The 21,636-nt window shown below is 45.3% G+C and carries 14 protein-coding genes; 2 read left to right on the forward strand and 12 right to left on the reverse strand.

The genetic code is table 11. The features are described 5' to 3' along the window. Positions 1-18 precede the first annotated feature (18 nt). From CIK99_RS06150 to CIK99_RS06165, 4 genes are all read right to left on the reverse strand, one after another. The gene (locus CIK99_RS06150; RefSeq protein WP_094380680.1) at positions 19-3,129 is read right to left on the reverse strand and encodes a TonB-dependent receptor; all 3,111 of its coding nucleotides are present in this window, start codon (positions 3,127-3,129) and stop codon (positions 19-21) included. A gap of 244 nt (positions 3,130-3,373) precedes the next feature. Beyond that, the gene (locus CIK99_RS06155; RefSeq protein ID WP_094380681.1) at positions 3,374-5,842 is read right to left on the reverse strand and encodes a family 43 glycosylhydrolase; all 2,469 of its coding nucleotides are present in this window, start codon (positions 5,840-5,842) and stop codon (positions 3,374-3,376) included. Positions 5,843-5,866: 24 nt separating this feature from the next. Continuing rightward, positions 5,867-8,068, reverse strand: a complete 2,202-nt coding sequence (gene xyn10D/fae1 / locus CIK99_RS06160; protein WP_094380682.1) for a bifunctional endo-1,4-beta-xylanase/feruloyl esterase — start codon at positions 8,066-8,068, stop codon at positions 5,867-5,869. 197 nt (positions 8,069-8,265) lie between these two features. Next, on the reverse strand, positions 8,266-10,008 hold the full coding sequence (locus CIK99_RS06165; protein ID WP_254047739.1) for a sialate O-acetylesterase: 1,743 nt from the start codon (positions 10,006-10,008) through the stop codon (positions 8,266-8,268). A 277-nt stretch (positions 10,009-10,285) separates the two neighbouring features. Here CIK99_RS06165 and CIK99_RS06170 point away from each other — a divergent pair, with 277 nt between their 5' ends. Beyond that, positions 10,286-10,597, forward strand: coding sequence for a hypothetical protein (locus CIK99_RS06170; protein ID WP_094380683.1), 312 nt, complete (start codon positions 10,286-10,288; stop codon positions 10,595-10,597). A 356-nt stretch (positions 10,598-10,953) separates the two neighbouring features. Here the strand turns inward: CIK99_RS06170 and CIK99_RS06175 are convergent, their stop codons facing one another. Beyond that, a complete protein-coding gene (locus CIK99_RS06175; protein ID WP_094380684.1) occupies positions 10,954-11,136 on the reverse strand; it encodes a hypothetical protein in 183 nt (60 codons plus the stop codon). Further along, a complete protein-coding gene (locus CIK99_RS06180) occupies positions 11,117-11,698 on the reverse strand; it encodes a zeta toxin family protein (RefSeq protein WP_094380685.1) in 582 nt (193 codons plus the stop codon). The genes CIK99_RS06175 and CIK99_RS06180 overlap by 20 nt, the downstream gene beginning before the upstream one ends. A 230-nt stretch (positions 11,699-11,928) precedes the next feature. On the opposite strand from CIK99_RS06180, the gene CIK99_RS06185 reads away from it, so the two are divergent. After that, positions 11,929-13,182 (forward strand): S9 family peptidase, encoded by a 1,254-nt coding sequence (locus tag CIK99_RS06185; protein WP_254047740.1) that lies wholly within the window; start codon positions 11,929-11,931, stop codon positions 13,180-13,182. A 902-nt stretch (positions 13,183-14,084) separates the two neighbouring features. On the opposite strand, the gene CIK99_RS06190 is transcribed toward CIK99_RS06185, so the two are convergent. From CIK99_RS06190 to CIK99_RS15730, 6 genes are all read right to left on the reverse strand, one after another. Further along, complete coding sequence (locus tag CIK99_RS06190) at positions 14,085-14,483, reverse strand: hypothetical protein (RefSeq protein WP_094380720.1); 399 nt, start codon at positions 14,481-14,483, stop codon at positions 14,085-14,087. A 17-nt stretch (positions 14,484-14,500) separates the two neighbouring features. Continuing rightward, positions 14,501-15,775 (reverse strand): ATP-binding protein, encoded by a 1,275-nt coding sequence (locus tag CIK99_RS06195; RefSeq protein WP_094380686.1) that lies wholly within the window; start codon positions 15,773-15,775, stop codon positions 14,501-14,503. Positions 15,776-16,037: 262 nt separating this feature from the next. Further along, positions 16,038-17,369 carry an ATP-binding protein gene (locus CIK99_RS06200; RefSeq protein ID WP_094380687.1) on the reverse strand — a complete coding sequence of 444 codons (1,332 nt, stop codon included), beginning with the start codon at positions 17,367-17,369 and terminating at the stop codon, positions 16,038-16,040. A 114-nt stretch (positions 17,370-17,483) separates the two neighbouring features. Beyond that, positions 17,484-18,218: an ADP-ribosylglycohydrolase family protein gene (locus CIK99_RS06205; RefSeq protein ID WP_094380688.1), complete on the reverse strand. Its 735-nt coding sequence runs from the start codon at positions 18,216-18,218 to the stop codon at positions 17,484-17,486. A 5-nt stretch (positions 18,219-18,223) separates the two neighbouring features. After that, entirely contained in the window at positions 18,224-19,537 is a 1,314-nt protein-coding gene (locus tag CIK99_RS06210) for an McrC family protein (protein ID WP_094380689.1), read from the reverse strand. Beyond that, complete coding sequence (locus CIK99_RS15730) at positions 19,534-21,555, reverse strand: AAA family ATPase (protein WP_254047741.1); 2,022 nt, start codon at positions 21,553-21,555, stop codon at positions 19,534-19,536. The genes CIK99_RS06210 and CIK99_RS15730 overlap by 4 nt, the downstream gene beginning before the upstream one ends. Positions 21,556-21,636: the final 81 nt, after the last annotated feature.

The following is a 21,636-nucleotide window of genomic DNA, read 5'->3' on the forward strand; positions in this document are numbered from 1 at the left end:
TATTGTTTGAAATAATAATTAGAATGTTACGTTAATACCGAAGACTACCTTCTTAGATGTTGGATATGTACCATTGTCGAATCCGCGAGATGCACCAGCGTTCATAGAAGCGGTCTCTGGGTCAGCTCCAGGATAGTTGGTTATGGTGAAGAAGTCGTCGAGAGAAACATAGAGACGGAGGTCGTTTACGAGGAACGACTTGGTCAGCTTCGACGGGAGAGTGTAACCCAACTGGATCTGCTTGAACTTGAAGTAAGAACCGCTGAATACGGCTGCGTCTGAGCTGAAGAATGTCCAGTCTGTTGCCACACGCTTCATGTCAGGATACTTAGCAGAAGCGTTGTTTACGCTTGGATTGCCCCAAGAGTCCTTCCAATATGTGTCGATACCGTTGATTCTTGGACGGTCGGCTGATACCATGAGATTGTAGATCTTGTTGCCTGCTGCACCTGTACCGAATACGGTGAAGTCGAAGCCCTTCCACTCGAGGTTGAGGGTGATACCGTATGTGAAGCTTGGGATACCGGCACCGATGTCCTGCTTGTCATCCTCTGTAGGAGCAGAGGTGATCTTGCCGTCCTTGTCAAGATACTGAGCTGAACCGTCCTCGGCTACACCTGCATACTTGTAACCACGGAAGTACCATACTTTGTGACCTGCCTCGAAGGTTGGCTTGAGCTGGTTGTTGAATCCGTCGATACCTATTTCTGTAATGCGGTTAACCATGGCAGACACTTCCTTAACCTCGTTCTTCAATGTAGAGAAGTTGGTGCTTACGCTATACTTAAGGTCGCCGATGTGGTCTTTCCATCCGATTTCTACGTCGAAACCAGTGTTGAGCACCTTACCAGAGTTGATGACCGACTTGCTGACACCGATTTCAGGCAGAGGAGCAATCTCGATGAGAAGGTCCTTGGTGGTCTTGCGGTACCAGTCGAGAGCGAAGGTCAGACGGTCGTTGAGGAAACGAGCATCGATACCGAGGTCAATCTGCTCTGATGTCTCCCAAGTAAGGTCAGGGTTAGCAAGACCTGTTGGCTTAGAACCGAGCGCGAGCTTACCGTCACCAGCTGATGGGGTGAACTGATAGAAGCTCTGGTTGATGGCGATAGAAGAGGTATAACGATAGTTGTTGAGGATGTTAACGTTACCGTTCTTACCCCATGAACCACGGAGTTTCAAGAATGAAACGGCGTCGCGGCTTACAGCGTCCTTGAAGAACTTCTCGTTGCTGATTGCCCAACCTGCAGAGATTGATGGGAAGTTACCCCAGCGTGCGTCCTTAGAGAGCTTCGAAGAGTCGAAAGCGTCGCGACGGAAGTTGAACTGCAGATAGTAGCGGTTGTCGTAGTTGTAAGACAGACGACCGAAATAAGAGAGCTCTGTATTGTCGTTTGGAGCGTTGCTTACGCTCTTGGTAGCGTCAGAGAGCAGATAGTTGATATAACGATAGTTGTAATCGTAGTTTGACAGAATGTCAGTACCAGTTGAAGAGATAGAGCTGTTGTCTGTGTGATACTTCGTGAACGACATACCGACCATGGCGCCAACATTGTGCTTGCCAAAGTCCTTGTTGAAGTTAGCGAAGTTTTCCCACTGATAGTACAGACTGTTGTTGGTCTGTGCCTCGATGGTGTAGTTGTCGCTCTTTGCCATTGAGCTTAGGAAGAACGGAGTCTCATAGTTGTGATAGTTGCTCTGGCTGATGCGATAGCCAAGGCGAGATGTGATAACGAGACAGTCAACTGGCTTGAGGTTGGCTGCGATGGTTCCGCGAACGTTAATACCATTACGATACTGGTCGCGGCGGTCGCGCTGATAGAGCGGGTTACCTGTTGCATCTTCAATATACTTTGATGTTCCATACCAGTCGTTGTTGTGGTCTGGGTCGGTAGGAACTGGCTGACCTGCATTGAGAGCGTCCTTCACGCCGATACCGAGGTCATCAACGTTGTTGACATAAGCTGGAGTCAGTGGGTCGATAGAAACAACAGAGTTGAGCAGTGAGCCGTAACCCTTTGTCACACCCTTTGTCTTCCACTTCTCGAAAGAGGTGTTAGAGCTGACGTTCAACCATGGAGTGATGTTGTAGTCGGCGTTGATCTGGCCGGTGAAACGCTTGTAAACGTCCTTGTTGCCCTTAACGATACCATTGTTGTCGAGGATGTTGAGGCTGGCAAGGAAGTGTCCGTGCTGGTTGCCACCCTGGACAGTGAGGTTGTGCTGATGAGCGAGTGAGTTCTCGAATACCTCGTCGTACCAGTTGGTGTTCTGTCCCTTGTAGTTGTTAGCCTGAAGGAGAGCATCGTCGATGTCGCCGAGATACTTGTGGTAAGCGATGTACTCAGGAGCGTCGAAGATTTCGGCTCTCTTGCCAAGCGACTGGATGGTGAACTTACTGCTGTAAGAAATCTGCGCCTTGTTCCCGCCCTTAGCACCAGTCTTGGTGGTGATGAGAACAACACCATTACCAGCCTGAGCACCGTAGATGGCTGCAGATGCAGCGTCCTTCAGCACTTCCATAGACTCGATCATTGATGGGTCGAGATACTGGATGTTGTCAACCTTCAGACCGTCAACGATGAGCAACGGGCCGATGTTACCGCTGTTTGACGAATAACCGCGGATACGGATGTCGGCCGCTTCACCAGGACCACCAGGGTTGATGATCTGCACACCGGCTGCTTTACCCTGGAGGGCTGCACCGGCATCGGTGGTTGACAGACCCTTGATGTCGTCGGACTTGATTGAAGCCACGGCACCTGTAAGGTCGCTCTTCTTCTGGACACCGTAACCAACGACAACAACCTCGTCGATTACCTTTGAGTCGTCTTTAAGTGTGATGGTGATTTGCTTGCGTCCCTCGACATTCACGGTCTGTGTCTCATATCCTATATAAGATATGGTGAGCGACGCATTTGGAGCAGCAGAGATACTGAACTGACCATTGAGGTCGGTTATGGCACCACGCTGGGTTCCATTCACTTTTACCGTAGCGCCGATGATTGGTTCTCCGGCACTGTCGTTTACTGTTCCCTTTACGATGTTCTGAGCCCAAGCTCCCAATGGAAGCAAACAGAACAGGAACAATAGCACTAATGGCTTTTGTAAAGTTTTCACAATTCTCATAGATTGTAGCAAGTTTATTATTAAAATAGGTTACAATTAAATCCCACTAATTCGGTTTAAATCGCTGCAAAGGTACGATAAAATGTTAATACCATGGTCATAAATTTGTATCATAAACTTTATTTCATGTTACAAAGATTACATTTTGTACACATAAGATATAAAACAACGGTGTGTATGAGACAAAAAGAGGGTTTGGTTTTTATCTACCAAACCCTCTTCATTAAGATTTATTATTTAATTTCTATTTAAACAGATGAGGGACGAACTGGCGGAAGCAACGGCGCCATGTGAGCCACTCGTGATGTGTGCCTGGTGAGACGTAGAACTCCACGTTTATTCCCATCTGCTTCAGGTCAGAGGTCATCTTCTCTGTGCCGAAGTTCTCCTCGCTGCCGCAACCCATGAAGAAATACTTCACGTCGGAGTTGAATTTCTTCGCATCGGTAAACACGCCGTCGAAGCAAGTCTTCACATCGATGCCGAAGAGGGCTCCGCTGAAGGTGCCGAGATAGGCGAACTTGTCGAGATGAGGCAGGACGACATTGAACGTCTGGAATCCTCCCCACGACAGTCCTGCCATGGCACGGTTCTCACGACCGGTCTTGCAACGGAAGGTCTTCTCAACCATCGGTATCAGGTCGTTGAACATCACCTCGTAGAAAGAGGCACCATATTGCATGCGCTGCTGCTCTACATCCTTGCCGCGACGTGGGGCAAAGCCTACCTCTACGTCGCCACTCTCCATCACCACAATCATCGGCTCACACTCGCCAGAGGCAATAAGGTTGTCCATGATATGGTTCATGCGGCCTTGCGTGCTCCATCCTGTCTCGTCTTCAGCCATGCCATGCTGCAGATAGAGAACCGGATATTTCTTCTTCGACTTGTCGTAGTCGGCGGGCGTATAGACCATAGCCCTGCGCCACTGCTTCTGCGACTCGGCATAATACTCCACTGAACGCACCTGACCCTTTGCCACTCCCTGCTGTGGACGGTAGTAGTCGCCCTCAGCACCTTCAGCCACCTCTATCTGGCTTGCCATACGGCTGCATCCGAAGATGGTGTAGGTGTTTGGGTCAGACACACGGTAGCCGTCAACCTCAAGGAAGTAGTAGTGGTTGCCCACCACCAACGGATCAGTGACACATGTCCACAGTCCGTGGGCATCCTTCTCCATAGGGTATTTTTTCCCGCACACGTCAACGACGATGCGGCTGGTCTTGGGCGCATAGATGGAGAAGTGTGCACGATTCTCCATATCGAGAGATGGTGACTGGCTACCGGGGAGATTGGTTTCCGAGGGTATTAATCCTGCCTTGTTGGCTTTCATCTCAGAACCATCGGTAAACTGCCACCAGTTGAAGTTCATCAGTTTCACACCTTTATCGCCCACGAAGACAAAATAGAGGTCGCGGGTGCCGCTGACAGTCTTCTCTACATTGGCCACGACAGTGGTCCAGTTGGTCCAACCGCCGGTATTGCCGATCTTCACTTCGGCAATCTTCTCTCCCTTGATACTATCGAGACGCACTTCCATCACACCGCCACGCATACCGCTGGCAACGCTTGCCTTGAAGAATCGGGGCTGCTTGTTGAAGTCCACCTCGCGTACTTTTATATAATCGCCATTGTGTGTCTCGGTAATAAACACGCCGTCGTCAACGTTCTGTTCAGATTTAACGCCACGAGAGAACGCCATGGTCTCAGCCTCCACACGCTGGAATGGACAGAGCTTGCCTATCGGGTCAACACCCTTGTCGGTGTGATGGATGATAGGGAACGAGCCGTCGGCATTGTACTTAAACTCCTCCACAGCACAGCTGCGGCCAAAGCCTCCGCCTCCAGGCAGCTTGCCTGTATGGTAGAAGAAGTAGCTGTGTCCCTTAAAGTCTTCCACGCCACAGTGGTTGGTAAACGACTTGGTGTCTTCGAGTGGCATTATCGGTCCAACATATTTCCAAGGACCTTCGGGTTTGTCGCTGACAGAATAAGCGATGTGCTCAGGCACTCCACCAGCCGCATACAGCAGCCAGTATTTTCCGTTGCGCTTGGTAATCCAAGGTCCTTCGGTATAGCAGTCCTTGTATTTCTTGCCCTTCACGCGTTCTCTCATCGTCGGTGCGCCAAAGCCTTCCTCTGTCATTTCCAGTTTCTTAACCTCGCCGTCGATAGACACCATGTCGTTGTTCAGACGTGCGAAGTAAATCTGAGGATTGCCCCAATAGATGTATGCCTGTCCGTCGTCGTCTATCATCACTGTCGGGTCGATATTATCCCACGAGCCATTGTCGAAGAGCGGTTTTCCCAAGGCATCCTTGAAAGGACCAGTAGGCGAGTCGGCCACTGCGACGCCTATTGCCATGCCGTTTGTGATTTTCGAATGGGCGCAGATGTACCAATAATATTTTCCGTTGCGCTTAATGGTTTGTGCCGCCCAAGCGCGGTCGTCAGCCCATGAGAAGGTGTCTAACGACATCAGTCCGCCGTGGTCAGTCCAGTTCACCATGTCTGCCGTAGAGTAGCAACGCCATTCGTACATCCAGAAGAAGTCGGCATTGTCCTCATCGTGTCCAGTGTACATATAAAGTCTGTCACCGTCAGCCAGAGGTGCAGGGTCAGAAGTAAACCACGTCTGCACTACCGGATTCTGTGCCTGAACAGTGGCAGCGGCTGATACAAGGCCAGCCAAAAGCATGTTTTTAATCCTCATAATTTTTATATGTTTTTCGTTTAGTTACTTAAACAACAGCGGAGCCATCTCGCGCAGAGAGCGACGCCATGTGAGGAACTCATGGGCGGTGCCTTCAGAGACGTAGCTATGAGCGTTGATGCCGGCGGCCTTCAGAGCTTCTACGGCTTTCGTCACGCCCTCTGGATTCTCCTTGCTTCCGCAGCTGATAAAGATGCCGCGCACTTGATCCTTGCTCTTTATGTCCTCAGGAGCGTAAGTGCCACCTGAGAGAAGGCCGTAATAGCCAAACACTTCGGGATATGCCAGTGTACACATCTTTGTCTCCATGCCGCCCATCGACAGACCGGCCATGGCACGATAGCGTTTCTCGGCCTTAGTCTTGAAGTTGGCGTCGATATATGGAACGAGGTCTTCAACGAGCACACGCTGGAACACAGTCCAGTCAAATTCATGCATGCGGCCCCACTTGCACTCGTTGGTCATGCCGTATGTGCAGACAACGATAAACGGCTCGCACTTGCCCTCGGCTATCATGTTGTCCATGATGAGGTTAGCGCGTCCCTGGTTCATCCACGCGGTGTCGTCCTCTCCCCAGCCATGCTGCAGATAGAGCACTGGGAACTTCTTCTTGCCATCGTAAGTAGGTGGCAGATAGACAAATGCGCGAGGGCCAAACTCTGTCCAGTGGGCGAGGTCCTTGGGTGTGTTCTTTGACGGGAACAGTACCTGTACCACCTGTCCGTGTGGCACATCCTTCTGTGCGAAGAAGTCCTGATCGGCACATGGTATCTCTATTCCGCTCTCCCAACGCACCGAACCGTAATAGTTCTTTGCGCCCGGATCGTTAACCACGCCACCGTCGATGGTGAGATGATAATAGTGGAAGCCGGGATCCATCGGGCCTTCAGTGGTACCTGTCCATACCCCACCCTTGTCCTTGTGGAGCACAGTGCCGCCAGTACCGCCAAGACCGAGGCTTACGATAACCGACTTGGCATCGGGAGCCACCACGCGGAAGCGTGCATAACCCTGAGAGTTGACCATCGGATATTCCTGTCCGGGCTGGTTCAATGGCGACGGACGGAAGTCTTCCTTCACGACGGCATTGTCGAGAGCCGGATTGAAGTTCTTCAGAGCATAATATACCTTCTTGTACTTAAGGTTTGCGTCGATAGGCAGAGGATAGTTGTTTGCACCAATCCAAGAGTCGGCATCTGAGAGATTCCAGAAGGTGACGTTGGTAATCACATCCTTATGACGGCGCATCACACGGAAGAGGTTCTCATACTGAGCTTGATGCAATGTCTTTATGTATTCAGGCACTGCTCCCTCCTTACCACGGCTGAACTGCAACTGACCGCCCATCTCCTCGTTGGTACGGATGTCGAGCTCGGTGATGTGAATCTCACCGACAATCTCCGAATACTTCTTTATGGCAGCCTCGAAGTCTTCCATCGAAGGACCGTAGATGTTGTAGTGACCCTGCATACCGATACCGTCGATAGGCGCACCCATCTCCTTCATCTTCTTCACCATATTATATATACGGTCGCGCTTGGCTGGCTGGGCAGCGTTATAGTCGTTGTAGAACAGCTTTACGTTGGGGTCGGCCTCGCGGGCAAACTGGAACACCTTGACGATAAACTCCTCGCCGCAGAGGTCAATCATCTTCGTCTTACGATAGGGGCTGGGTGCCTCTTTCATCCAAGGCGCACGACGTCCGTCGCCGTCGGCAATGGCTTCATTGAGCACGTCCCATGCATATACGATATCCTTGTAGCGGTTCACTACGGTATGTATATGCGAGCGCAGACGCTCGTAGAACACTTCCTTAGTCACTTCCTTGCCTTTCTTGTCGGTAAACATCCAGTTGGCAAACTGAGAGTGCCAAGCCAGACAGTGTCCGCGCATCTTCACACCGTTGGCACGGCACCAGTTAGCGATGCTGTCGGCTCCGGCGAAGTTCCACACGTCTTCCTTCGGATGAATCTCTCCCGGCTTCATGGCGTTTTCAGCCGTGACACTATTGAAGTTTTTCTTCACGATAGCCATCTGTTCTGGCGAGGCAACATTACGGAAGTTGAGTGCCACACCCACGGTGAAATAATCTTTGTAGGTGTCTTTGTAGCCTGTTGGCTCTTCTACTGGAAGCTGTCTTGGTCCCTGTGCCATGACAGTGCTTGCTCCCACCGACAACATCAGCGCGAGGCAAGTTTTTACAATAAATTGGTTACTTTTTAGCATAATGCAGATTGTTGAGTTAATTATGATTTTATTGTGGGTGCAAAGTTACGGAAAAAAGTTCAAGATGGCATTTGAAAATGTAACTAATACTCTTCTTTTTGTTTCATTTGCACGAAAAAAGAGCCTCTTCCAGGGTTTTTTATCCCAAGACGAAGCTCTCTGTCACATTTTCTTGTCGGTAATCGCGCCGACGATGTCTATAATGCCTTTGCCGACTTCACGGTTCCATTCTTATATGTCACTCGTTTTATCTTAAGCCCTTGGCAGTCGCCTTTCACCTTGCGGCCCATAGCGTCGAAATAGTCTATTGACAGCACTTCGGACTCATTAGCCGCCACGCCATTCATGCCTGTGCTCTTCAGCAGTTCGAGCATGCACTCGGCATAACGCTTTCCTATGGTGCGGTAGCCCTCGGCAGTGAAGTGCAGTCCGTCGCCCTTCTGCGGACATCCTTTCGACGAGATGACATGGGCTGTAGGTATCACATTAGGCAGAGTGGCGATTACATTGTTAAAGCCACCGCAATAGCCACCTTGATCAGTCTGCACGGTCTCGCCGGCAAGCAGTGGCACATTGTCGGCAGAGAGATCCAGCTCGTCAAGCAGTCGCTCATAAACCTTCTTCACGTTCTGTGCCCAGTTGCCCATGCCGCCGTCGGTCTCGCCCTGATGCATGAGGATGCCGCGGATGATGCCATATTTCTGAGCCTGCTTTGCAGTCTCTACGAGGCGGCGGAAAGGATTATTGTCGTAGCACGCCATGTAATTCTTAAACCAGTCGGCCTCGCCTGCCACATAGTCGGCCACATATTCTTCCATGAAACCCTTGATGCTTGTGCCACCAACAGCCACGTTGATCACTCCCACCTTTACGTTGTCGGGCAGCTTCTCCACCATTGTACGTCCGAAATAGTCGGCTGGTGTAAGTCCTGTGCCTTGACGGCAAAGAGGCGGGATTGCGATATACCACTCGCCACGCTTTCTCACTGGATTGCTGAAGTCCACGGCAGCCATCATCTTAAAGCGTTCGGACACATTTTCGTAGTCTTGAGCCTCAGGAGTGGCGTTGCCCTCCATGTTTGACTGTCCGAAGCATAGATATATTTGGAAATTAGGGTCGGCGGATTCTGGTACACCAATCCATTGGGAGAGATTGGCTGTCGCTTTTTTCAGTTTCTCGGTCTCTGCAATATAGTCTTCATCGTTCTCTGCCACAAAAGCCTCAGCCTCGGCAATGGCATTCTCGAGTTCTGCGCGAGCGGCAACGGCCTCTTCACGTTTCAAATCGGTACATTCCTCAAGAGTTGCCTTGGCGTCCTTGATGGCCTGCAGGAGGTCGCCCTTATACGATGTGCTCACTACCTTAAAGCTCACTCCACCTTGCCATGAGATTTTTTCCCAGTTGGCGGTAAGTGTGCTCTCGAAGTCACCATTTACAATAAGCTCCTTGTCACTTCCCACTTCTTTCAATGTCACGTCGTCAAAGAAGATGCTTCCGCCATACTGTCCGAATACAAAGTCAAGTTCGTTGAGCGGAAAGCGTGCAGAGAAATTCCACGTAAAGGTCTTCCACGATGTGGTGAAGTCGTATGACGCCTCATACTGCACGTCGTTGCTTCCACCCCACTGGTTAGTGTTGGAAGAAGCTGTGTCGATAGGCCATAGAGCCAGAGTACCGTTACCAGACCCCTTGATACGTGCCTTGAGTTCATACTTCTTGCCAACTGTCAACGGGGCATCGAGCTTATAGTGCATCTGCCAGTCCCATATATTTTGCTTGGCGTCGGCTGTAGTCACCTCGAGGGCATGGTTGATACCTTCTGACATACTTCTTGTTGTGCCATAATTGCCAATATCCTCCGACTTGGCATTGTCCTGTGAATGTATGCCCATCACGGCACAGAACAGGCTGATTGTTACTAATAATAGTTTTCGATTCATTGCATTTTTTTTAGCTAGATATTATATTCAGAGTTTTCGGGTGCAAAGTTACAAACATATCTCTTATCTCAACAAAACATTTGTAACATAAACATTTGGAAATGTTTCGTATTTAATAAATACACTGCACCTTATTTGCGCGAGAGTGTTAATAGGGTTTAAAATATATAGATACATTACATTAAAAAACAAAAAAAGTGTGGTATATATATTATCGGTAATCCAAAAAAATTGATTATATTTGCAAAACAATTAAGTAACTTAAATATCAAGAATTATGTCAAAAACAATTGAATTACAAATTGAAAGAAGTCGTGTGCTCATCGAGGGATTGAGCAAGAACATTGGTGCATTGACAAGCAAAGGTATCACTGATTCCAGTTTGGAGTCGATGACCAAAGACCTTGAAAAGTTAGCATTGGCAAATGAAGAGTGCTCTCGTGTGCGCGAGGAATTGTCAATCAAAGTTAAACACATGAATTCTATCCTGACAACTGTCAAGGAGGCTTTTGCTGACAAGAAGCGCATCATCAAGACAAACTACCCTCAAGAGCATTGGATAAGATATGGTGTTCAAGACAAACGTTAACGAATTGTCCTTTCATACATACTTTTTCGGCCCGACGATAACAATTAGTTACGTCGGGCTTTGAACATCAATCTGGCGGAATTTAATATGTATATTCCGCCAAATCAATTCTTTTTTGTATCTTTGTGGCTAATCTTTTGGAATTTTTACATATTATCAATCTCCCAATCCAACAGGTCAGAATCGGAGGTTGAAGGATAACCATATTTTTCTGTTAACTCTGGAATTGAGAAGCATTGTTTAAAACGTTGACCTAATAAATCGACCAGTATGTCATCAATAATTTCATTTGCCTCTATAAGTTTAATTCACTTACGAAAGTTAAGACCACTTAACTTTTAAATATAGAATCATTGTTATTGAAACCGAGGATTGGCGGCAATCACATCTTTTGCCGCAACGTGATATATCCTTCCGTTGTCGTCTTGATACACACACGTCTCTCCCCTCGCCGCCTTTTCATGCAGCATGTTGCGCTCGGCCTCAAGAAGGCCTGCCCTCACTTTATTACGTAATATCTCAAGTTCTTTTTCTGACATAGCTTTTAATCGTTTCAAATTTTGCAAAGTTTGTAATATTTGATATTTCTTTTGAACCAACAGCAATTTCCACTCTGTCATTATCACTATTGTCGTATATCATCCAACTGTCAACCTCATTCATAAACAGATTGAATAGGTTGGAGATACCGGCGGAATATCTTCTGATAATGACATCCTGAGGAATGTTGTGGCCACCATGGGCAACACGCTCAGCCACTCGCTGCATAGCCAGTTCTGGGGATTTCAACCAGAAGTAAATAAGATGCACTTGGTATCCTTCGGAATGGGCACGTCTTACAAGATTGATATATGAGCGTGTGGCAAGTGTAGTCTCGATGGAAAAAGACTCTCCTCTTCTAATCAGACGATCTATTCTTTCGAGCATAAGTCTTCCAGCCTCTATTGCAACTCCTTCAGGGTTGAATGGCGACAGACCTTTGGCGATTTCATCAGCATTCACGAATTCCCTTACCAAAAGAGCTTTTGGTAATATCGTCATGGAAGCAGTGGTCTTTCCTGCCCCATTACATCCTGCTATTATATACAACAATCGAGCCATAATGCCGCAAAATTACTATAAAAAAAAATAATCTCCAAATAATTATAAGAAAATCGATAAAAAAATACGGTTTTATTGGGTGGAATGGAAAATTATACTTACCTTTACAGCGATTTCTGAAAAGCTTAGCTATCGGCTTGCGACAAATGGAATATTATCTAATAATATACACAATAATTATGAAAATAAAAAAACTTTTAATTTCTTCATTAATCTGTTTGACAACATCTTTGGCAAATGCGCAGAACGGATCTTGGTCGGGCGAACTGAATATTCAGGGCATGAAACTGCCTTTAGTGTTTAACTTCACTGACGATGGTTGCACCATCGACTCGCCATCGCAAGGCGCGAAGGGTATAAAGGCTGAAAAAAGCATCACGCCCGAGGGTAAGCTGAAAGTGACAGTGGGGATGATTGGAGCAACCTTTGAGGGCACAATGAAAGAACAAACCATCACTGGCACATTCACTCAAAACGGTATGTCATTTCCGCTAACTCTCAAACCGGGAGAGCAGAAAAACAACCGTCCGCAAACTCCAATGCCGCCATTTCCATATACTACCGAAGAAGTCACATTCTCAAATGGAGACATAACGCTCAATGGTACACTTACTCTGCCCGAAGGATGGGATAAAAACACAAAAGCTGTAGTTATGGTCACAGGCAGCGGACAGCAAAACCGCGACGAGGAAATATTCGACCATAAGCCGTTTGCAGTGATAGCCGATGCGTTGGCACGCAAAGGTATAGCCTCATTGAGATACGACGACCGAGGTTGGGGAAACAAGGCAATAAGATTCACCGACTTCACCACTGATGACTTCAAGCAGGACGCCGCAGCGGGAATCGACTTCCTACGCAGGAAATTCAATTCGGTTGGAGTAATCGGACACAGCGAGGGCGGCACCATTGCACTTATGCTCGCCAGTGAAGGCAAGGCCGACTTTATTGTGTCGTTGGCAGGAATGGCCATTTCGGGAAAACAGACATCATTGAATCAGAGCATAGCATCCCTACGCTCTATTGGCATGCAGGAAGAAATGGTGAAAAAATACAGCGACGCGATAAGCGACATATTCGACAAAGTGGCGGCAGGACAAGACATTGACGAATATCTCAAAGGCGCTGAAAACATGGAGAACTTCAAGCCCATAATTGAGCAGGCAAAAAAACTGCTCACATCGCCATATATACGTCATTTCATAACAATAGACATCCAGAGCTCACTCCCAAACATCAAATGCCCCGTACTCGCGCTCAACGGAAAGAAGGACACACAGGTGGAATACAAACAGAATCTCGAAACATTGGAAAAAGGACTTGTAAATTGCAGTCACGAGACTATAGCATACGATGATCTCAACCACCTGTTCCAGCACTGCACTACCGGCTCGATAGTGGAATATCACCAGATAGATGAGACCATATCCCAAGAAGTGCTCGACAAAATTATTTCGTGGATAAAATATGGATTACCCAAATAATTCAGGTATCTTCTAATCAAAGTTTCCATCTTTTCCAAAATATATTATAGTCTCTCGTCTGCAAAATTACAAAATAAAGTTCAATGAACAATACACTTTATAGTTAAAAATGTTCAACGGATTGAACACTTTTGGCACAAAACTGTTCAACGGACTGAACACTTAGGGGTGTAGAATTCTTTTTCTGACATAGCTTTTAATCGTTTCATCTGGAACATGGTGGCAAGTATTCCGGTCTTGACAAATGCGAGCAGAAATCTCTTAACAAAGAGGTGAACAAGCTCTGCTCTGTCGTCCTGACCAAGGAATATCTTTCAAAACGATAATCTCTCATCCTCTATTTATATCCCCGTTGAACCGTTTTGATTTGACGGGGATAATATAAAACCGGAAATCCCCAAATCTTTTTCCTAAAAATGTAGGAAAATCCCCAAATCTTTGCTGTAATACACTAATAACTATTCAGGGCTTCCTTCGCTTGCAGTCTTTCCAAGCCTTCAGGTCGATAAATATATCTCTCGTTATTTCCATTTCTATAAATTTGTGGCAGAATTACTCATTTTTCCTATGAAAAACGTGATATTTCGCACATTTTTAATATTTATTACTCAACTTTCGGAAGTTATTTTAAACCACAGAGTTTAAGAGATATAGAGTATTTATACTAATGAAAGAGAGTGAATGCCAAGGCATTTAGAGTTCATAGAGAGCTGCGCATCATGTTTGCCGCATGGAAACTCTGTGTCCTCTGTCGCTTGCGACCTACTCTATAAAACCACAAATCTCTTTTTCTCTTTGACTCTGTGGTTTAAATAAAACCCTTATACATAGAGAATTATCACATGCGAAACTTAAGATTATTATCCTATAAGGGGAAAGATTGACCAGCTTATTAACAACCATTACATCTCCTCCCAGAAATCATCTGGCAGGGAGATGTTCTCCACTTCTGCCGCCTCAGCGAAGAGTGGAGCTATCTCGTCGGGAGAGAAGCCGGCTATGCCACAGCCGATGCGGGTGACGAGGAAATGCTGGTCGGGATGCTGCTTGGCGTAGGCTATGAACTTATCGACATAGGGGCGGATGGTGTCAACGCCTCCCTGCATTGTGGGGATGGCATAGCTCTGACCCTGAATGCCATCGCCATTGCCCATTACAGCACCGAAATATAGATGGGCGATGCGGGCGGCACCGCCTCCGTGCATACCGGCAAGGTTGCTGCCGAAGACAAACACCTCGTTGGGTTTGAGACTCTTGATAAAATCGGGAGTCACGCGACCTTCTTTGTTGATTGCTTTCATATTGTATTTTATAACGGTTAATCCTTTATACATCCTATCGGCAATACAAGCACACCATCCTTTCTTTGGTATGCATATTGCCCTACTGCGGTAATTACTGCCATGAATGACGGCGAAGGCATCTTGTTGCGGTCTATAATATTTGCAAGTGCCAGCAAATTGGCAGCCCCCTCGTTGATACGATCCTCACCGCCAAGCTTCACCTCAAGCAAAGCATAGCTCCCATTGCGGCGATGCAGCACCGTGTCACACTCCAAACCGCTACTGTCCCTATAGTGATATATCTCACCATCCAAAGCCTCAGCATACACTCGAAGGTCACGCACTACAAGGTCTTCAAAAAACAGGCCAAATGTTTGCAGGTCATTTATCAGGTCCTTCGGTCCCAAACCCAATGCCGCAGTACCAATACTTGGGTCAACAAAATGTCTCGTGTCGCTTGTCCTGATGGCCGACTTGCTTCTGATGTTCGGATTCCACGCCACAAGGTCTTCTATGACAAACAGTTTTTTCAATGCCTTGATATAGTCAGCCACTGTGTCTTCGTCAAGTGTACTAGCATCATTGGCAAGCATGTCCTTGCGGATTGTGGCGTATGAAATCTGTTGAGAGATATTTCGTGCATACGACCGTAAAAGAAGTTTCGTGCGTTCAGGACTTCGTCTGACTTTATCCACACGCAATATATCACTGTTTACGACAGAATCCACATAGTCAAATGCTTGGTCAAGCGCCAATTCCTTGGATATCAACGTTGCCCATGGCCAGCCGCCACGACAAGTGAGAAAAGCTATGTCGTTTACATCAAGGTTATTACGTTGAAGTTCTAAAGGTCTGTTTTCAAACAAGTCCAACAGGCTTACTTCTCCAGATGACTCTCCTGACTCAAAAAGACTCATCGGACGCATCCTTATGTGCCCGAAGCGTCCTGTACCGCTATGAATCAGAGTGTTTGCCTCTGGTAACACAGATGATCCTGTCAATATAAATTGTGACGGTTCACCTCTGCTGTCCACCTCACTTCTGATGGAATCCCAAATTGGTGGCAAGGCTTGCCATTCGTCAATCAGGCGTGGAGTGTCACCGTCAAGCAAAACCTTATGGCTTATCTCTATCATTTGCCTGCTTTGCATAAGCACAGTGGAATTTCCCAAGTCAAGAACACTATTAGCCAATTGTTTGGCTGTTGTGGTCTTACCGCACCATTTGGGACCTTCAATCAACACTGCTCCTTTTCCTTGCACCTTACGTTTTAATATCCTGTCAGATATTCTTTTCTTATATTCTGCCATATTATCGTAATTTTTGGGTGCAAAGTTAATATATATATTCCTAACTACCAAAACTTTTTTGCAATTTTCGGTGATTTGTGGAAGATTTGTTCGGTGATTTGTAGAAGATTTGTTCGGTGATTTGTGGAATATTTGTTCGGTGATTTGCGGAATATTTGTTCGGTGATTTGTGGAATATTTGTTCGGTGATTTGTATATTTCAAGAGTTTTTTGCCGATATCCTTTGTCATTTCGTATATAATGAGACACTAGTGGTAAGACACTATTGAAATACTGATGTCATACCATATATCTCCGATATCCTGTCGGCAAGATACAGGGGCAGGTTTAGAAGGTCGTCATTCTTGCGGATATTTCTTGTGGAAATACGCAAAGACAATGAAGGAGAATAGGTCTTGCGGTAAATGGACAGACTCTTGGCCTTGACATTATTTTCTGACTTCACCTCCACGGGCACTATCTCATTATTCATTTGCAAGACAAATTCCAATTCAGCCGTATTACCCGATGTCCAGTAAAAAATACTGTCACCAAATTGCCGCCTCAATGACTGCAAGACATAATTTTCAGACAATATACCTTTGAACTCTGTGAATAGCCTGTTGCCTGATATTGCTGATTGTGCAGACAATGAAAACTTACTGCACAACAAACCTACGTCATTCAGATACAACTTAAAGGCATTACTTTTGCTGTATGCAGACAATGGCAAGCGAGGCGTTTCAATCATATTTACCCTCTGCACTATTCCTGCAAGGCACAGCCACTCGATAGCAGACTCATATTCCCTTGCCCTCGCTCCCTTTTGTATGTCGGCATAACGGAATTTGCGGTCTTCCTTGGCAAGCTGGTCTTGCAAACTGTTCCACACTTGAAACACCCTTGGTATGTCTTTGTTGTTGATATGTTTCGAAAAGTCAAGCGAATAGGATTTCAATATATTCTGCTGAATTGTTTGCACAGCCTGCCATTCACGATTGTCGGCAAAATCACTTACTGCCTCCGGCATGCCACCTAACGCAAGATATGCCTTATATGCCTCAATCAATCGACCATGAAGCACTTCTGGAACAGGCATACTGCCGTCTATCATCATATAAGATGAATGTAACCGGGAATCAATGGCTCGCAAATACTCACTGAACGACAATGGATAGAGAGTCATTAAATCGACCTTGCCTACAGGAAACGAAGCTCCTTGACGATTAAGAGCAACGCCAAGCAGTGAACCTGCACAGGCTATTGCATAATCACGGGCATCTTCGCAGAAATATTTCAAACTGTTTAGCGCTTCATTACACTCCTGCACCTCATCGAACACTATCAGTGTGGTGTCTGGCTGTATGCTCATACCTGATGTCATCTCCAACACCTTAATAATATCCGCCGGACGCTTGCTGCGCTTGAAGTCTTCCTTAAGTTCAGGCATTGTGTCGAAATTAAAATATGCCAACTTCTCAAAACAGTCCTCACCGAATTTCCTTAATACCCACGACTTGCCCACTTGGCGTGCTCCCTGCATCACCAATGGCTTCCTTCTCTTGCTCTCTTTCCAAGCCTTCAGGTTGTTAAATATATCTCTCGTTATTTCCATTCCTATGATTTTGTGGCAAAATTACACATTTTTCCTATGAAAAACGTGAAATATCACACATTTTTAATATTTATTATCCAGAAGGAAGAATAACAACAAGCTATTTAACATCCGTTATTTTGCTATAACTCTCCGCATTTCCTCTGGCAGATATTCCATCGCCTTCTGACGAATGTCATCGGGAATGCCCCATCTGGCTTCGGCTATGCCGCCTACAATGGCTCCAAGCGTGTCGGCATCAGCCCCGAGTGAAACGGCTCGGCGCAAGGCATCCTCAAACGATGTGCTCTGATTTATTATCCAGAATGCTACTGGTACAGTGCCCAGACATGTCTCGTCGAAGCGGTTCTCCACTTCCTCCTTATTTATATTAATGTCATAGCCAGAATATTCAACTGCGGCTGATATGTCGCGCCCTTGGCGACACTCGAATATGGCGAGAGCGGTAGCCTCAGCACCTCGAATACCTTCAGGATGATTATGCGTACATTCCGCCGTCAACCGTGCTTCACGAAGCACATCCTCCACGGTGTTGAAACTCCATGCCACAGGACTCACCCTCATTGCCGACCCATTGCCGAAACTGCCGTATGGCTTAGGCTCATCGCTCATCACCCACTGTCGGAATCTCCCTCCATATCCTCCCATAGGCGAGGGATAACGGCGGCACCATTCGTGTATGCTCTCGCCATAATCACGGCCCTTGGCAATAGCATCCGCCACAGCCACAGTACACACGGTATCATCCGTAAAACTATTCTCCTGCGAGAACATCTCAAAGTCATAATCATTAGTAGGGTTAAACTCCCATCGACTTCCCACTATATCACCTATTATTGCTCCTAACATAATCGTTATTCTTTATTTATCCTTCCTATGAAAACATTTTCTGCTTTTTTCATGTCTTCGCAGAATATTCTGTAATCATTTGTGTTGTTACCTATTTCTATACCATACATATACATCCACCCACCATATCCATTCAATTCCAACGGAGACTGATTGTTAGAGCCATTTGTATAAGGGAAAATGAAACCGCTCTTCTTACTTTTCAACATATACATATAAGTAACCAACTGATGTATATCATCACGCCCTACACCTGCTGCATCTGAATAATCTTCAAATCTTTTGTATTTGGCATCCAACACGATGTTCTTATCATAGAAGTCAGGATAACGGATGCCCTTATTGTTTGTGAAGATACATTTACCTCCTTCACGTTTCTTATTATTGGGATGCTTAAACCCTTGTTCTTTCAATAAGGTATATACATATTCTTCCCACAGCCATGCTCCGTCAAAAAGCAATCCGCAAATCTCATTATCGTTGTCGGCATACATTACACTATCATGACGAAGAATCTGTAGGCAAAGTTGTTGAAGTGGACGATAATCGGTGTAGTACGGATGGATGACTGGACGCAGATTTTTCAGGATCACTCTCTGTCGTTCGTTTCTGTTATAGGAAGAGGTCAGAGAGTAAACAAGTTTCACGTCATCAGCCACCTCTTTACAGTCAGTTAATAATGAACTTCCAAATTGTCGTCTTTTGATGTGTTCTATCGTATGCCTTATGAGTTGCATCACATTGTTGTTCGTCGTATGCTCTCGTGTGTTATATGCCACTTTACCTTGAAAAGGTATGTTCTGTCTGATGTGTCGTGAAACAGCAATAACTCCTCGAATGTTTGCATCATTGTGTTCATATCTTTTGTATTCCCTGTAAATGCCCTGTTCCAATGCCTTATGCAAAAACGAGGGGAACAGCAACTCCAGCAGATCAAGCACATCATCTTGCGAACTGCCATGATTGAGGTCAAACAGGTTGATTGACAACACCTTTTGAAGCATATAGTGAAGAAAGAAATCGTTATCTCCGTTCCGGTCAAACCTTGAGCGGATTCTCATTCTCTTGCCGTTAGAGCCAATAAACCCCATTATGTTTCCAGTTTTAACCTTGAGATATTCTTTCTTATAATCATCGACTACAAACAATGGGTTATACTCTATCTTGTCGTTGGACATATCCAAGCTATGCGGGAAAACAAGCAGTCTCTTGTTTTCCTCGCACAACTTTCTTATATCTTTGTTCGCAAGAGGAAGAAAATCTTCTATTTCGCTCTTTGACAATTCTTCGCTTCGTTGATTATCCACCAAATCAATCATTGTTTACCCTCATTATTCATTAAGTCATATGCGTTCTTACAATTTTCAATAATATCCTTACCATTTCTATATCCCCTGAGATATTCTCTCAGAAGAGGCTCGATATTCATTTCCCAAAGACTGTCAAAGTCAAAGTTACAGTTCTTAAGTTTTAAGAAATACGCTGGTCCTATTTCGTATGCTTTGCCAAGTTCAGGCGTTTCTTCTATTACCTTGTTTAGAGCAGTCATGCTGTCTTTTGCTTCTTGTGCATATTCGCCTAAACTATCGAGCATATTCTTCTGGCTTTCCGCACTTATCTCCTTCCAAGTAAATCGGCGACGCATAGCAAAGTCCATACTCTCTACGCTGCGGTCTATATCATTCATTGTTCCAATGATATACACATTGTCGGGAACATAAAAGCCATCGGCAAAGACATCCCCCTCAGAAATCATATTTTGATATTGTGTACAGACCTTTCCTTTTTCACCCCTATATCCAGGGTCAATTGAAAAGAAGAGTTCGCCAAATATCTTGGAAATCTCACCTCGGTTTATTTCATCGATGATGAATACAAATTTTTTATCAATGCTTGTATCATTATTTGGTTGTAAATGACTATTTGCCAATTTAAGTATTGCTTCTGGAGTTATACATGTCCGATAAATAGTTGACAAAGTAAATTTCCTATCCCCATTTAACTTCACAATATTCTCTCTCAATCCTTTTGCAATCCAATTGACGTTTCTGTATCTTGGAAATTCTCCACCGTCTTCGTGGTATTCATACTCTCCTGTTACAATTCCAATGGCATCAATTTCTGATTCAGAATAACATGACACTACAATATCACCAATTTCCATTGAATATTGGAATGCGCGCAAGATAGCCTTACCACCATATTTGAAATTATCAAAATCATAAAAATCATCAACATCACCATAATCTGCCCATCCAATTCTTATATGGCCATTTTCCATACATTCTGTCCTGATTGGATTGTCACCAGTTCCTGCCAATGAAACTTTCCATACTACAGGATCCGCATTCAATTCGTTCGTAACTACCTCAGATGAAGAACTGTTCAATATAGCTCTCTTGCAGAATTCCTTAAATATGCCATCCTTCCTTTCAAACCCTACGTTACCATTGTCGTCAGATATTGGTCTCAAACCTTCAACAAAGTCTGTATAGTCGTAGGAAGGATGGAATTGGACAAAACCTACACGTTCCTTTATTATTGCCTTTTCTGTATCTGACAAAGTCTCTATGTCAGTTTTATCCAAGACCTTAAAATTTGCAATCTGTCTGGCCAAATAAGTCTTTCCAGTACCTGGAGCGCCTGTAAATACTATATTGTGGTTTTTCTCTAATAGAGTGACATATTTCTCGAAATCTTTCATCGTATCATTGTTTTCGTTATTTGATTTTTCCCATGCCAACAAAGATAGTTCCGCAAAATTCTTACATAGTGCAGTATTCTTTGACATATAGTCATTTACTTGAGAGAGTATTTGACTATACTCCTTATAGTTTGGTTCTTTCTTTATTTTCAATCCAAGTTCTTTCTCGATAAATGCTCTATTTTGGGAATCCAAGGCGAGGAAACGATCGGGGCAAATCCAGAACAAACCCATAGAGAGATTATTATTCACTCCTTTTATTTTTAATGCCTCATCATACTCTTGTCCGAAATCTTCATTATTGACTGCCTTTTCAAACAAGTTCCATAGTAATAAGTTGTCTTGTTCAACAGTTTTACCATTCTGATAAACAAATATAGATTTTTGGGCATTCAATACAGGAATCCCGTCAAAATCAGAAGGAACAGTAGCAGATATATGAAAACATTCCTTCAATATCGTGACGCATTCTCTCCTGACTTTAACGTTACTTGTTCGATTGAAAATAGCGAAAACAGAAAACGGATCTGTATCTGTCAATCTTTCATCTTTGTCTTTTTTGAAATAATTGACTACCGAGGTTCCGCTATCATTTTGCGTATTGTCAAGGGCTGAATAGATTGTCTCTACCAACTCCTGACGTCTGTTTTTATATTCAAGGAGTTTATGTGCAAACTCCTTGTAAAAAGGAATCCAAGTAAAACTCATTTATCT

The sequence above is a fragment of the Prevotella sp. P5-92 genome (assembly GCF_002251245.1).
Lineage (GTDB): Bacteria > Bacteroidota > Bacteroidia > Bacteroidales > Bacteroidaceae > Prevotella.

Excerpts from the sequence above, each read along its gene's own strand:
- CIK99_RS06150 (WP_094380680.1), bottom strand. The coding sequence starts at position 3,129 with ATGAGAATTGTGAAAACTTTACAAAAGCCATTAGTGCTATTGTTCCTG.
- CIK99_RS06155 (WP_094380681.1), bottom strand. The coding sequence starts at position 5,842 with ATGAGGATTAAAAACATGCTTTTGGCTGGCCTTGTATCAGCCGCTGCC.
- xyn10D/fae1 (WP_094380682.1), bottom strand. The coding sequence starts at position 8,068 with ATGCTAAAAAGTAACCAATTTATTGTAAAAACTTGCCTCGCGCTGATG.
- CIK99_RS06165 (WP_254047739.1), bottom strand. The coding sequence starts at position 10,008 with ATGAATCGAAAACTATTATTAGTAACAATCAGCCTGTTCTGTGCCGTG.
- CIK99_RS06170 (WP_094380683.1), top strand. The coding sequence starts at position 10,286 with ATGTCAAAAACAATTGAATTACAAATTGAAAGAAGTCGTGTGCTCATC.
- CIK99_RS06175 (WP_094380684.1), bottom strand. The coding sequence starts at position 11,136 with ATGTCAGAAAAAGAACTTGAGATATTACGTAATAAAGTGAGGGCAGGC.
- CIK99_RS06180 (WP_094380685.1), bottom strand. The coding sequence starts at position 11,698 with ATGGCTCGATTGTTGTATATAATAGCAGGATGTAATGGGGCAGGAAAG.
- CIK99_RS06190 (WP_094380720.1), bottom strand. The coding sequence starts at position 14,483 with ATGAAAGCAATCAACAAAGAAGGTCGCGTGACTCCCGATTTTATCAAG.
- CIK99_RS06195 (WP_094380686.1), bottom strand. The coding sequence starts at position 15,775 with ATGGCAGAATATAAGAAAAGAATATCTGACAGGATATTAAAACGTAAG.
- CIK99_RS06200 (WP_094380687.1), bottom strand. The coding sequence starts at position 17,369 with ATGGAAATAACGAGAGATATATTTAACAACCTGAAGGCTTGGAAAGAG.
- CIK99_RS06205 (WP_094380688.1), bottom strand. The coding sequence starts at position 18,218 with ATGTTAGGAGCAATAATAGGTGATATAGTGGGAAGTCGATGGGAGTTT.
- CIK99_RS06210 (WP_094380689.1), bottom strand. The coding sequence starts at position 19,537 with ATGATTGATTTGGTGGATAATCAACGAAGCGAAGAATTGTCAAAGAGC.